Source organism: Nocardiopsis sp. CNZ308 (assembly GCF_004217075.1).
The window spans coordinates 4,537,142-4,550,938 of record NZ_SHKJ01000001.1 but is presented as its reverse complement, the minus strand read 5'-3'; the positions used below and the strand labels follow the sequence as shown (position 1 = coordinate 4,550,938).

At 76.0% G+C, this 13,797-nt stretch carries 9 protein-coding genes; 1 reads left to right on the top strand and 8 read right to left on the bottom strand.

Annotated elements, in window-relative coordinates:
* Window positions 1-143: 143 nt before the first annotated feature.
* The 8 genes from EV372_RS19565 to EV372_RS19530 form a co-directional block, all read right to left on the bottom strand.
* Window positions 144-962 (bottom strand): ATP-binding cassette domain-containing protein, encoded by an 819-nt coding sequence (locus tag EV372_RS19565; RefSeq protein WP_130397159.1) that lies wholly within the window; start codon window positions 960-962, stop codon window positions 144-146.
* On the bottom strand, window positions 959-1,996 hold the full coding sequence (locus EV372_RS19560; protein WP_130397158.1) for an ABC transporter ATP-binding protein: 1,038 nt from the start codon (window positions 1,994-1,996) through the stop codon (window positions 959-961). The genes EV372_RS19565 and EV372_RS19560 overlap by 4 nt, the downstream gene beginning before the upstream one ends.
* The gene (locus tag EV372_RS19555; RefSeq protein ID WP_486483999.1) at window positions 1,993-3,864 is read right to left on the bottom strand and encodes an ABC transporter permease subunit; all 1,872 of its coding nucleotides are present in this window, start codon (window positions 3,862-3,864) and stop codon (window positions 1,993-1,995) included. Before EV372_RS19555 ends, EV372_RS19560 begins: the two co-directional genes overlap by 4 nt.
* Window positions 3,864-5,354 carry an ABC transporter substrate-binding protein gene (locus tag EV372_RS19550; RefSeq protein ID WP_130397157.1) on the bottom strand — a complete coding sequence of 497 codons (1,491 nt, stop codon included), beginning with the start codon at window positions 5,352-5,354 and terminating at the stop codon, window positions 3,864-3,866. The genes EV372_RS19555 and EV372_RS19550 overlap by 1 nt, the downstream gene beginning before the upstream one ends.
* A gap of 338 nt (window positions 5,355-5,692) precedes the next feature.
* Entirely contained in the window at window positions 5,693-7,435 is a 1,743-nt protein-coding gene (locus tag EV372_RS19545) for an ABC transporter ATP-binding protein (protein ID WP_130397156.1), read from the bottom strand.
* On the bottom strand, window positions 7,432-9,300 hold the full coding sequence (locus tag EV372_RS19540; RefSeq protein ID WP_130397155.1) for an ABC transporter ATP-binding protein: 1,869 nt from the start codon (window positions 9,298-9,300) through the stop codon (window positions 7,432-7,434). Before EV372_RS19540 ends, EV372_RS19545 begins: the two co-directional genes overlap by 4 nt.
* 440 nt (window positions 9,301-9,740) lie before the next feature.
* The gene (locus EV372_RS19535) at window positions 9,741-10,136 is read right to left on the bottom strand and encodes a Fur family transcriptional regulator (protein WP_130397154.1); all 396 of its coding nucleotides are present in this window, start codon (window positions 10,134-10,136) and stop codon (window positions 9,741-9,743) included.
* Between the two features lie 553 nt (window positions 10,137-10,689).
* Window positions 10,690-11,406 carry a TetR/AcrR family transcriptional regulator gene (locus tag EV372_RS19530; RefSeq protein ID WP_486483998.1) on the bottom strand — a complete coding sequence of 239 codons (717 nt, stop codon included), beginning with the start codon at window positions 11,404-11,406 and terminating at the stop codon, window positions 10,690-10,692.
* Between the two features lie 101 nt (window positions 11,407-11,507).
* On the opposite strand from EV372_RS19530, the gene EV372_RS19525 reads away from it, so the two are divergent.
* Complete coding sequence (locus EV372_RS19525) at window positions 11,508-13,787, top strand: glycoside hydrolase family 3 C-terminal domain-containing protein (protein ID WP_130397153.1); 2,280 nt, start codon at window positions 11,508-11,510, stop codon at window positions 13,785-13,787.
* Window positions 13,788-13,797 lie beyond the last annotated feature (10 nt).

The window sequence follows — 13,797 nt, the reverse complement described above, 5'->3', positions numbered from 1 at the left end:
CCCAGCCCTGTTCCGGGCCCCGTTCCCGGCCCGGCTCCCGGTTCCGGTCCTGCTCCCGTTCCCGCTCTCGTTCCTGTCCCCGCTCCTGTTCCCGTGCCCGCTCTTGCTTTCGTGTCCGTTCCCGCGGGGCTGCCGTGCCGGGCTCACGGGGCGCTCGGCAGCGGCCGGCCCCCGGAGGCGCCGGGGAGGGCCGGGACGGCCTCCACCAGTTCGCGGGTGTAGGGGTCGGCGGGGTCGGAGCAGACCCGGTGGGCGGGGCCGGTCTCCACCAGCCGCCCCGCGCGCATGACCGCCGCGCGGTGCGCGACGTGCCCGACGAGCGCCAGGTCGTGGCAGATGAACAGGTAGCCCAGCCCCAGTTCGTCCTGGAGACCGGTGAGCAGGTTGAGCACCCCGGCGCGCACGGAGGAGTCCAGGGCCGACACCGGTTCGTCCAGGACCAGCAGGCGCGGCTCGCAGGCCAGCGCGCGGGCGATCCCCACGCGCTGGCACTGCCCGCCGGAGAGCTCGTGCGGCAGCCGGTCGCCGTGCGCGGGGTCCAGTCCGACCTTCTCCAGGAGTTCGGCCACCCGGGCGGGGCCGGTCGCGCGGTCCCAGCGGCCGTGGATGCGCAGGGGTTCGGCGACGGCGTCGCGCACGCGCAGGCGCGGGCTGAGCGAGCCGTAGGGGTCCTGGAACACCGGTTGGATGGCGGGGCGCAGGGCGCGCAGCTCCCTCTCACCCATGGCGGTCAGCTCCCGGCCCTCGAAGAGCACCGTCCCGCCCTGGGGGCGGCGCAGTCCGATCACGGCCGCGGCGGTGCTGGACTTGCCGCACCCCGACTCCCCGACCAGGGCGAGCGTCTCCCCCGCGCCGATCTCGAAGGAGATCCCGTCGACGGCCGTCACCGGGGCGGCCCGCCGGGTGCGGCCCGGGTAGCGCACCACCAGGTCGCGCACGCTCAGCAGCGGTGGGGTGGTCATGGCGTCCTTTCTCGTGGTGTGTGCGCGATGTCCGTGAACAGGGAGGAAGCCGGGTCGGGCAGGTCCTGCCAGCGGTGGCACGAGACCAGCCTGCCCGACTCCCCGGCTACCGCGGGTGAGGGCTCCTCGGCGTGGCACCGGTCCTCCGCCAGCGGGCAGCGGGGCGCGAAGGCGCAGCCGCCGGGCAGCGCCTCCGGTGAGGGGGGCGTTCCGGCGATGGCGGGCAGGCGGCGGTCCCCGGTACCGGGCCGGGGCAGCGCGGCGACCAGGCCGGCGGTGTAGGGGGCGCGCGGCCGGGTCAGGACCGGCCCCACCGGGCCCGACTCGACGTGGCGCCCGGCGTAGACGACCACCACCCGGTCGGCGTAGCCGCCGACGACGCCCAGGTCGTGGGTGACCAGGACGACCGCGGTACCGGTCATCTCGCGCAGCCCGCACAGCAGTTCCAGCGTCCGGGCCTGCATCCTGGGGTCGAGGGCGGTCGTGGGCTCGTCGGCGAACACCAGGTCGGGTTCGTTGACCGTGGCCATCGCGATGACCGCCCGCTGGCGCATGCCGCCGGAGAACTCGTGCGGGTAGGCGTGCGCGCGCCGGGCGGCGTCGGGGATGCCGACCCGGTCCAGTGCGGCCACCGCCCGCTCCCACGCCGCGGCCCGGCTCGTCCGGCGCACGGAGCGCAGGGCCCGTACGAGCTGGGCGCCCACGGTGTGCACGGGGCTGAGCACGGCGAGCGCGTCCTGGGGCACCAGGGACATCCGCCGCCCGCGCAGGGGCCGCAGGACGGCGGGCGGTGCGCCGACCAGCTCCTGTCCGTCCAGGCGGACGCTTCCGGTGACGGAGGCGCCGTAGGGCGCCATGCCCAGGACGGCGCGGGCGGTGACCGACTTGCCCGCCCCGGACTCCCCCACGAGCGCGAGCACCTCGCCGGGGCGCACGTCGAAGGAGAGCCCGCGCACGGCGCGGACCCCGCCCCCTCGCCGTCCGGGCAGGGTGACCCGCAGGTCGCGGACCGACAGCAGGGCCTCGTCGCTCATCTGCGTCCTTCCGGGGAGGGTTCGGCCTTCGGGCCGGAGAAGAGGGGAGCCGGGCCCCGCGCGGGTGTCCACGAGCCCTGGGGAAGCGTGGACGAGGAGACCGCGAACGCGGCCAGCAGCAGGAGCATGGCGGCCGGGGCCAGCGCCGCCAGGGGCGCGCGCTCCACGTAGGCCAGGGACTCCGACAGGCTCAGGCCCCACTCCGCCGAGGGCGGCTGCGAGCCCAGGCCGAGGAAGCCGAGCGAGGCGATGGCCAGCGCGATGCCCGGCAGGCGCAGCACGGCGTGGCGGGCCACCGGCCCCAGGACCGCGGGCAGCACGTGCCGGACCAGGATCCAGCGGGCGTCGGCGCCCAGGGCCCGCTGCGCGGTCAGGTAGGCGGCCGCGCGCGTCTCCTGGACCAGCGCGGAGGTGTGCGCGGCCAGCGGGGGCCAGGAGACCAGGGCCACGGCCACGGCGGCGCCGAGGGGTCCGGGTCCGGCGATGGCGGCCACCAGGATTCCGGCGATCACCGGGGGCAGGGCGTTGGCCATCTCCGAGGCGCCCGCCGACAGCGCCGGGGCGAACCCGACCAGCAGGGCCGCGGCCAGGCTGGCCAGGCACACCAGCGCCGCGGTGCCCACGGTGGCCAGGGCGCCGTGCCCGAGCCGGGCCAGGACGTCGCGGCCGACCGCGTCGGTGCCCAGGGGGTGGTCCCAGGAGGGGGCGGCGAGGCGCTGGGCCACCTCGACCGTCATGGCGTCGCGGGTCAGTCCCCACAGGCACACCGCCAGGATCAGCGCCGCGCACACCGCGGGCACCGCGCGGCGCACCGCCCCCGCGGGGGCGGTGGGCGGCGGGGGCAGGGCCAGGGCCGCGTCGTTCAGGCCGGGGCCCAGCAGGAGGCGGCGGGCGGCCTGGGCGGCGATCCCGGCCGCGGTGCCGAGCAGCACCAGGCCGAGCACGGCGCCCTGGAGCAGCGGCAGGTCCTGGGACTGGGCGGCGCCCAGAGCGGTGCGGCCGATCCCGGGGACGGCGAAGACCGTCTCCACCGCGACGGCGCCGCCGGTCAGGCCGACGACGACCATGGCGAACTGGGGGATGAGGGCGGGGGTGGCCCGGCGCAGGGCCGCGGCGGCGACGGCGGCCGGGGAGCAGCCCGAGGCCGTCCACAGCCCCACCCAGCGCTCGGTGAGGACGGCGGGCAGCGCGTCGTCGAGCAGCCGTCCCAGCAGCCCGCCCGCGGGCAGGCCCAGCGCCAGCGCCGGGAGCACGAGGTTCACCGGCTCCTGCCAGCCGTAGGGCGGCAGCCAGCCCAGCCACACTGAGAGCGCGACCATGAGCAGGACGGCGACGAGGAACTCGGGCAGGGCCGTGAGCATCGCGGCGGCGGCCCCGCTGCCCGACCCGCCCGGGCGCAGGGTGCCGCGCGCCCCGCGCACCAGAGTGGGGGCGCACAGCACGGCCGCGACGAGCAGGGCGACGGCGAGCGCGGCGCCCATGACCGTCAGGGACACGCCCATGGCCGAGACGACCGAGGGCAGTACGGGCGCGTCGGAGACCCAGGACCGGCCGAGGTCGCCCTGGAGGACGCCGCCGAACCAGCGGGCGAGGGTCACCGCGGGGCCGTCGGCCAGGCCGAGGTCCTCGCGGATGGCGTCGAGCACCTCGGGTGTGGGGGCCTGCTCGGCCGAGCGGGCGCGCAGCACCGACAGGGCGGGGTCGCGCCCGGACAGCCAGGGCAGGAGCCCGACGACGACCGTGACCAGGACCAGGGCGGCGGCGCGCGAGACCAGGGGCAGGAGCCACCCGGCCCCGCGGGCGCCGCTGCGGCCGGGAGCGCCGGTGTGACCGGGGGCGCCGGTGCGGTCGGGAGCGGCGGCGGCCATCAGTTCAGCCGGGTCCGCGGGGTGACGAGCAGGCGCTCGCGCGGGTCCTTGGCCGAGTCCACGACGTTGGCGGCGTCGCCCTGGATGACGCGTTCGTGCAGCATGGGAATGGCGGCGTCGGTGGCCAGGACGGCGGCCTCGGCCTCCAGGATCGCGGCGCGCCGCTCCTCGCCCGCGGGGGTGCGCTCGGCCTCCTCCAGCGCCGTGTCCACGGCCTCGTCGCACAGCTGGGCGATGTTGAAGGAGCCGTCGCAGGAGAAGTCGCTCGTCATGTAGGCGGCGGGGTCGCCGGAGTCCAGGACGGTGGCGCGGGAGAGGATGAACGCGTCGAACTCGCCGTTGAGGGCGTCCTCCTCGATGTTGGCGTACTCGCGCACGACCTGTTCGACCTCGAACCCGGCGTCCTCCAGCTGCTGTTCCAGGACGGTGGCGACCTCGGGCAGCTCGGCGCGGTCGGTGAAGGTGGCCAGGGTGATGGCGGCCCCGTCGGGGTCGGCCGCCTCGGTGAAGTCCTGGCGTTCGGGGCGGTCGGCGGCCCAGGGCAGCGCGGGGCCCAGCAGGCCCTCGGCCGCGTCCGCGCGCCCCTCGTAGACGCCGTCCACCAGCACCTGGCGGTCGATGGCCTCGCGGGCGGCGGCGCGCAGGCCGGGGTCGGTGAAGGGCCCGTCCTGGGTGTTGAGGTAGAGGGTGTTGGTGCGCGGCATCGGCACCTCGGTGATCAGCTCTTGGTCCAGCAGGGCGGCCTGGGACGTGGGCACGGCCTCGACGACGTCGGCCTCGCCGGTGCGCAGGGCGGCGGCGCGGGCGGTGCCGTCGGGCACGAAGCTGACGTCGATGCCCGGGGCCAGGGCGGCCTCACCCCAGTAGCCGTCGTAGCGGTTCAGGCTCGCGGAGGTGGTGCCGTTGACCTCGACCAGCTCGAAGGGGCCCGAGCCGGTGCCGACCGGGCTGACCGTGTCGCCCTCGTAGGCGCTCTCGGCCAGGATCGACAGCTGCGGCGAGGACAGGCGCTGGGGGACGAGCGGGTCGGCCTCGGCGGTGGTGACGGTGACCGTGTCGCCCTCGGCCTCGACCCCGAGTTCGACGCCGTCGAGGATGCGCGGCTTGGGCGAGGCCTGCGCGGCGTACTCCAGGGAGTGGGCGGCCGCGTCGGCGGTCAGCTCCGTGCCGTCGTGGAAGGTGACCCCGTCGCGGATGGTGAAGGTCCAGGTGGTGTCGTCCACCTGGGTCCAGTCGGTGGCCAGGCCGGGCAGGGGGTCGCCGACCTCGTCCAGGACGACGAGGGTCTCGGCGGTGCTCCAGCGCGAGAGCTTGAAGGCGTCGTCGGTGAGCGGCGAGAGGGCCGACCTGGGAGGCAGCAGCATCGCCACCGCGATGCGCCCGTCCTCCTCGGAGGCGGCGGTGCCGCCGCCGGAGGGGAGGCAGGCGGTCAGCAGGAGGGCGGAGGCGGCGGCCAGGCAGGCGCCGGGAGGGATCTTGCGCAGGTGCACGGCGGTTCTTCCGGGTCGGGGGCGGGAGGCCGCCGCGGCGCGCGGACGCCTCAGCGGACCAGAGCAGCATATGACAACCGTTTTCATTATTGACCCCCCATGCCCCGCCCAACAGGGACGAAGCGGCACGAAGGGGCACGCCGGACCGCCGCGCTGAGGGGCGCGGAAGTCCGGCGTGGAAGGGGATACCCGGTTTGTCCCAGGGGCTCTCGGTCGCCGGGGTCATAGGCGGTCCGGACCCGCACGAGAGGCCCACACCACGCGGCGGAGTGAGGCCCGCCACTCCCCCGCGCGCGGACGCGGTCGGGGACCGGTCCCGGTCGGCCCGTCGGCCACGGTCAGGAGGGTTGGGCGGTCAGCCTCCAGCCCCGGGCCCGCTCGCGCGCGCGGGCGAACTCGGCGTGGCGCCCTCCCGCGGCGAGGAGCTCCGCCGGGGTCCCGGTCTCGGCGACGCGTCCGGCGTCGAGGAAGACCACCCGGTCCGCGGCGGCCACGGTGGCGGGCCGGTGCGCGATGACGAGCACCGTGCGCTGCTCCCGCGCCAGGGAGACGGCGGTCGCGGTCAGCAGCGCCTCGTTCTCCGCGTCCAGGGCGGCCGACGCCTCGTCCAGGACGACCACGGGCGCGTCCTTGAGCAGGGCGCGGGCGATGGAGACCCGCTGCTTCTGTCCTCCCGAGAGCGAGGCGCCGCCCTCTCCGACGCGGGTGTCCCACCCGTCGGGGAGCGCGGCCACCACCGCGTCGAGGCCGGAGGCGGCGGCCACCCGGTCCAGGTCCTCCCGTGTGGCCGCGGGGTCGGCCAGGAGCACGTTCTCGGCGATGCTCGCGTCGAACAGGTACACGTCCTGGAAGACCATCGCCACGTGCCGGGACAGCTCCTCGCCGCCGACCGAGCGCACGTCCACCCCGCCGATGCGCACGCTGCCCGCGTCGGCGTCGTGGAAGCGCGCCAGCAGCCGGGCCACGGTGGTCTTGCCCGAACCCGAGGGCCCGACCAGGGCGGTGAGCGTCCCGGGAGCGGCCCGGAAGGAGACCCCGTCCAGGACGCGGGGCCCGTCCGGTGCGTAGGAGAAGGACACGTCGTCGAACTCCACGTCCGCGCCCCGGGGCGGCACCGGCGCCTCCGGTTCGGGGAGGGGGCGCGCCTCCAGCACGGCGTTGATCCGGTCGAGCCCGTTGGTCGCCATCCGCAGGGCGGACCCCTGGTCGGCCGCGCCGGAGAGGGGATGGACGAACCTGGCCACGAGCACGAGCAGCGCGACCGCCAGGGGCGCGTCGAGGGTGCCGCCGAGAGTGAGGAGCACGGTGGCCACCAGGAGCAGGCCGAAGGCCAGGCGCACCGCGAAGGAGTAGCCGAGCAGGGCGGGGACCGCGCGCAGCAGCAGGCGGCGGGCGGCGCCGTGCTCGGCCTCCAGCGCCGCGTCGAGGCGCTGGCCGCCCTTGTCCGTCCTGCCGAAGGCGCGCAGCACGGGCTGGGCGCGGGCGTACTCCAGGACCCGGTCGGCGGCCTCGTCGGTGACGGCGTCGCGGGCGGCGTCGTTGCGCCCGACCGCCTCCCCGGACAGGGTGAAGACCATCCACAGCAGCGGCAGGCAGGCGGCGGCCGCGAGCGCGATCCGCCAGTCCCACACGAACAGGGCCAGGACCGAGACGAGGGGGGTGACCACCGCGTCGGCCAGGGGCGGGTACAGGTGCACGGGCAGGCTGGTGGCCCGGGAGACGCCGTCGGTGGCGAGGCGGTTGAGCTCCCCGACCCGGCCGCCGGTGAACCACCCCAGGGGCAGGCGGACGACGTGGTCGCCGAGTCGGCGGTGCAGGCCCCGCGAGAGTGCGCCGCCGACGCGGAAGTTGAGGTAGAGGCTGCCCGCGCGCAGGACCGCGTAGGCGGCGGTGGCGGCGAGCAGGACGGCCGTCCAGGGCCCGGCCCGGTCCGGGTCGGGGCCCAGGAGGTGGGTCAGCACGGGCACCAGGAGGGCGAACAGCACACCCTGGAGGGCCGAGACGAAGGTGGTGAGGGCGAGGCTCGCGCGCATGGGCCCGACCTGCTCGGGGCCCAGGGCCTTGAGGAAGGCGCGGATCACTGGTCTTCTCCCGGTTCGTCTCGTGCGCCGTCACCGGCGTCGTCGCTGACGGCCCCGTCACCGGCGTCCGGGTGCTGGGCTCGCCACAGGTCGGCGTACCGGCCGCCGCGCGCCAGCAGCTCCCCGTGGGTGCCGCGCTCCACCACGCGCCCCTCGTCCATGACCGCGATGAGGTCGGCCCCGGCCACGGTGCTCAGACGGTGCGCGATCACCAGGACCGTGCGGTCCCGGGCCAGTTCGCTCAGGGCGTCCTGGATGGCCGCCTCCGACACCGGGTCCACCGCGGCGGTGGCCTCGTCCAGAACCAGCACGGGGGTGTCGGCGAGCAGGGCGCGGGCGATGGAGACCCGCTGGGCCTCGCCGCCGGACAGGTCGGCGTCCTCGCCCACCACGGAGTCGTAGCCGCGCGGCAGCGCCCCGATCCGTTCGGCGACGCGGGCGGCGCGGGCGGCCTCCTCCACCTCCTCCCGGGTCGCCCCGGGGCGGCCCATGGCGATGTTGTCGGCCACGGTCTCCCGCAGCAGCCGCACGTCCTGGAACACGAAGCCGACCGTGCGGTACAGCTCCTCGGCGGGGATGTCGCGCACGTCCGCCCCGCCTACGGTGACCGCGCCCGCCGTGACGTCGGCGAAGCGCGCGGGCAGGGTGGCCAGGGTGCTCTTGCCCGCGCCGGACGGGCCGACCAGGGCGGTCACGGTGCCCGGCTCCAGGACCAGGTCCACACCGCGCAGGACCTCCTCCCCCGTTCCGTCCCCCTCGGCGCCGTCCTGGGCCGGGTAGGCGAAGCGCACCCCGTCGAAGACCACGCGGGCGCCCCGCGGCCCCGCGCCGGAGCCCTCGGGCAGGGGCGGGGTGGCGAGCAGGTCGCGGACCCGTCCGGCGGCGGCCCGCGCCGCCTGGATCTGCTGCACCCGTGAGCCGATCAGGTTCATCGGCGCGCACAGCGCCGGGGCCAGCAGGGCGAAGGCCACCACCGACACGGGTTCGCTCCAGCCCAGGGCGGCGAAGCCCGCTCCCGCCGCCACCACGGTGACGGTGACCGTGGGCGCCGACAGCAGCAGGAAGGAGGCGACCGTGACCGGGGTGGTGGCGCGCGACCAGGAGACGAAGAAGTCGGCGAAGGCGTCGGCGGCCCGGGTGAAGCGCTCGTGCGCCCTGCGGTGCCCGTTGAAGTGCTTGACCACCTGGATGCCGTCGACGAACTCCACGGTCGCGGTGTTGATCGCGCCCATCGCCTCGGCGTACTCGGCCATCTTGCGCATCGACCCGGCCATGGCCCGCGCGAACAGCAGGACGCCCGCGGCCACCGGCAGCACCGCGACCAGGGTCAGACGCCAGTCCACGAGGGCGAGGTAGGCCAGGGCGACCACGGGGACCGCGACGACGGCGGCCAGGTCGGGCAGGGTGTGGGCGACCAGGGAGTGGACGTCCTCGATGTCGTCGTGCAGGGCCTTCTTGACCCGGCCCGAGCCGCGGCCGGAGAACCAGCCCAGCGGGACCCTCCCCAGGTGGCGGGCCAGGGCGCGCCGCACGGACAGCTGCATGTCGTTGTCGGCCAGGTGGCCGACCAGGGTGGAGGCGGTGCCCGCGGCCAGGGCGGCGACCGCTCCGGCCAGCGCGACCGCGACCAGCGTCCACACCAGGGCGGTGTCGGTCGGCCCGTCGGCGAGCAGCGCGGCGGCCGCCTCGGCCAGACAGATCAGGGGGACGAGGCCGAGCGCGCCCGCCAGGCCCTGGAGGGCCACGGCGGCGCGGACGCGGCCCCTGACGGGTTCCAGGAGGACGTCGAGCGGGGAGGTCGCGCGGCCGGTCTCCGGTTCCGGCGGGATCCGCGTGTGCGGGGTGGTGTCCTGTGCGGCGCTCACCCGGCCAGCGCCCCGGTCTCCGCGCCGGTGCCGGCGAAGGGGCCGCGCACGGTGTCCGGGCCGCTCGGCGCAGCGCACGGAACGGGCGTGCCGGCGGCCCTGTACCGGCGGCCGACGGGATCGAAGAACCCGGCCACCGGTGAGTGGTGGTCGATGGCGGAAATGGTGTCCTCCAGTGTCTGCGGCGTGGTCGGGGGGTGCTCGCTCAGCGGCCGGACGCGACGGCCGGCGCCGGGTCCGGGCGGTGCGGGACCCCGGCCTCGGGCGGGGCGGGGTGCACCCCCGCCGACAGGACGATCGCGTGGTCCCGTGCGACGGGGGTGCGGTTCAGGGGAGTCGGCGTCCGCCGCCCGGGCGAGGGCGGCGGAACCGACGGCGGCGGTGTCGCCCGCACCGGGCGGACCCCCACCGGGGCCGCGCCGGGGTCGTGTGCGGGCTGCCTAGGTACAGCCCGGACACACGCCCGACAGCTCGAAGGAGTAGTCCAGGGAGCCGTAGCCGCTGTCCTCGCGGATGCGTTCGACGACACTCCCCAGCTCGTCCGCCTGCGCGATGTCCTCCACCCGCCCGCAGACCCGGCACAGCAGGTGGTGGTGGCGGGAGGAGGTCCTGCACAGCCGGTAGAGGCGCTCTCCCCCGGGCGAGTGGAGGGTGTCGAGGACGCCCTCCTCCGCCAGCCGGTGGAGCGTGCGGTAGACGGTGGACAGGCTGGGCGGCCTGCGGGCACGGGAGCGCCCTCCGGAGAGGGCGAGGTGGATCTCCTGACAGCTGCGGAAGCGCGTGCTCCGACCCAGGGCCTTGAGGACGACGTCGTCGTACTGGGACACCCGGGGCATCTCAGGCCGCCGCCCGGTCGGTCCTCACGGTGAACGGCGTGCCCGCCGTCCCCGGCGCCGGGCGCCGTCGCCTGCCTCCAGACACGTCACGGGCCTCCGGTCATGTGACACAGACTGCATGGAAATGATTTTCATAACCGTACCACGATCGCGTCCGTATCACCTCAAAACCTCCCCAACCACACCGGAATCCGCTCCCCCGGGTCCGCGAGGCAGCCGGGGTTCGCCCCCGGAGAACCCGAACGTCGGCGCACGGCCCCGCGCTCGCGGCCCCGCGCACTCCCCCTTCCACCGCAGGGCCATGGGCGTTTGGCCCCACCACGGCGCCACGCGCGCCGTCCCCCTGGACGCACACGAGCACGCCCCGGCCGCCGAGGCGCTCGCCGGGGGCGGGAGGGCGCTCATGGGGTGGGCCGCCGCGCCCCGGCCCGCGACGGCGCCGCCACGGGCCGCCCGCGGACGGGTCGCCCGCGGACGGGTCGCCCGCGCGTCGGGCGGAGCCGCCCCGGTTTCCGCGGGTGGACGCCCGGCTCCGGGCGGGCGGGGCCCCGGGTCACCTCTCGCCGGCGGAGCCCCCGCGAGCCGGGCCCTCAGGGGCCGCGCCCTCGGAGGCCCGTCCCTCCCGCTCCGGATCCGGCGCGGCGGGCCTCGGGCCGACGAGGTCGAGGAAGTGGGCCATGTGGTCGGCCATGTCCACGCCGGAGTCGTACGCCCACTGCGTCTGGAGGCCGTCCATGAGGGCCACGCACAGTACCGCCAGGCGGTCGGCGTCCTGTTCCGCGGAGAGCCGCCCCTCCCCCTGGAGGCGCCGGATCTCCTCCGCGATGATCCCGCGGGCCCTGGCGTAGCGCTCCTGGAAGAAGTCGTGGGCGGGGTGCTCCTCCTCGGCGGCCTCCGCGGACAGACGCGAGTACAGCTGCACGAGGCCGGGCACCTCGGCGTTGTGCCGGACCAGCCGGACCAGCGAGTCGGCGATGTCGGGGCGCCCCTCAGCGGCGTCAGGACTCCGGCCGTCGGCCCCGGACCCCCGGTCGGCGCCCTCCCCGTAGGCCAGCAGGTCGAGTTCGTCGCGGTGGCGCAGCACCTCCACGAAGAGCCGCTCCTTGCTCCCGAAGTGGTGCAGCAGGCCGTTCTGGCTGAGTCCGACCGCGTCGGCGATCTCGCGCACCGTCGCGCGGCTGTACCCGTCGCGCCCGATGACGGTGAGCGCCGCGTCGAGGATCTCCCCGCGCTTGGCCACGCCCTTCGCGTACGAACCCCGTCTCGCCATGGCGCGACTGTAGCACTTGCCGCGCGAAAACCGCATGACGTACTGTTTTCGCACGGACGCGCCACAGCCCTCCGTTTCCTCTGGACAGGAGCGAGCCACCCATGACCCACGACCCGAACCCCGACCTGAGCGGGCTCACACTGGCGGAGAAGGCCTCGCTGAGCAGCGGCGCCGACTTCTGGACGACCAAGGCCGTGGGGGACGTCCCCTCGCTCGTGCTCACCGACGGGCCGCACGGCGTGCGCCGACAGGCCGGTGCCACCGACCACCTGGGCCTGGCGGAGAGCCTGCCCGCGACCTGCTTCCCGCCCGCCGTCGGCCTGGCCCAGAGCTGGGACCCCGACCTGGTCGGGCGGGTGGGCGCGGCCCTGGGCGCCGAGGCCGGGGCGCTGGGCGTGGACGTGCTCCTGGGCCCGGGGATCAACATCAAGCGCGACCCGCGCGGCGGGCGCAACTTCGAGTACTTCTCCGAGGACCCCCTCCTCACCGGTGTCCTGGGCGGCGCCTGGGTCAGCGGCCTCCAGAGCACCGGCGTGGGCGCCTCGCTCAAGCACTTCGCCGCCAACAACGCCGAGCACGACCGGATGCGCTCCAGCTCCAACATCGACCCGCGCACGCTGCGCGAGATCTACCTGCGCGCCTTCCAGAGGGTCGTGCGCACGTCCGCCCCGTGGACCGTGATGTGCTCCTACAACCGCATCAACGGCGTCTACGCCTCGGAGGACCACTGGCTGCTCACCACGGTGCTGCGCCAGGAGTGGGGCTTCGACGGCGTGGTCGTGAGCGACTGGGGCGCGGTGCAGGACCGGCCCGCGGCGGTCGCCGCCGGGCTGGACCTGGAGATGCCCGGTGACGGCGGCGCGAGCGACGCGCGGCTCCTCGCGGCCGTGGAGGCCGGGGCCTGCTCGACGGAGGACGTGGACACGGCCGCCTCCCGCGTGGCCGCCCTGGCCGCCAGGGCGCGCGGCTCCCGCCAAGACGGCGCGGCGGACACCGAACGCGCCCTGGAGGTCGGCGCGCGGGAGGTCGAGGACCACCACGCCCTCGCCCGCGAGGTGGCCGCGCGGTGCGTCGTCCTGCTCAAGAACGACGGCGCGCTCCTGCCGCTCGACCCGGGCGGCTCACTTGCGGTGATCGGCGGCTTCGCCCGGAACCCGCGCTACCAGGGCGGCGGCAGCTCCCACGTCAACCCCACGCGCGTGGACGTCCCGCTGGAGGAGATCCGCGCCCTGGCCGGTTCCGGCGCGGTCGCCTTCGCCCCCGGCTACGCCGACCAGGCGCAGGACGGCACGGAACCGGGCGGCGCGGCGGCCCTGCGCGAGGAGGCGGTGCGCGCCGCGTCCGCGGCGGACACCGCCGTGGTCTTCCTGGGCCTGGCCGAGCACCAGGAGTCCGAGGGCTTCGACCGCGAGCACATCGAACTCCCCGCCGAACAGCTCGACCTGCTCGCGGCCGTCGTGCGGGCGCAGCCCCGCACGGTCGTCGTGCTCTCCCACGGCGGCGTGCTGCGGCTCGCCCCCGTCGCCGAGCTGGCCCCCGCGGTCCTGGACGGGGCCCTCCTGGGTCAGGCGGGCGGCGGCGCGGTCGCCGACGTGCTGTTCGGCCGGGTCAACCCGTCGGGGCGGCTCGGCGAGACGGTGCCGGTCCGGTTGCAGGACACCCCCGCCTACCTCAACTTCCCCGGGGAGAACTCCGCGGTGCTCTACGGCGAGGGCCTGTACGTGGGCTACCGCTGGTACGACGCCCGCGACATGGAGGTGGCCTTCCCCTTCGGGCACGGCCTGTCGTACACGAGCTTCGCCTACTCCGACCTCGAACTGGAGCAGGACCGCACCGGGATCACGGCGCACCTGACCGTGACCAACACCGGGGAGCGGGCCGGGCGCGAGGTCGTGCAGTTCTACGTCGCCAAGCCCGACTCGGCCGTGTCGCGGGCGCCGCGTGAGCTGAAGGGCTTCACTGGCGTGACCCTGGAACCCGGTCACAGCGAGCGCGTCAGCGTCCTGCTGTCGCGCGAGGACCTGGCGTACTGGGAGGTGCGGGCCGACCGCTGGGTCGTCGAGGGCGGCGAGTACGTGGTGTCGGCGGGCGCTTCGAGCCGCGACCTGCGGGCCACGGCGGCGATCGCCGTCGAGGGCGACGCGCTGCGCCTGCCGGTGACGCTCGACTCCACGCTGGGCGAGGTCATGGCCGATTCCAGGGGGGCGGCCCTCCTCGCCCGGGCCTTCACGCCTCCGGCGGCCGAGGGCTCCGACAACGCCATGGGGGTGGACATGGCGCGGATGATGGCATCGATCCCGATCCGCCGCCTGGCGAGCTTCGGCCCCACGGGACTGGACGAACTCGAAGCGCTCGTCGCGAGGATCAACGCCGGGGACTGAGCGGCCGGCC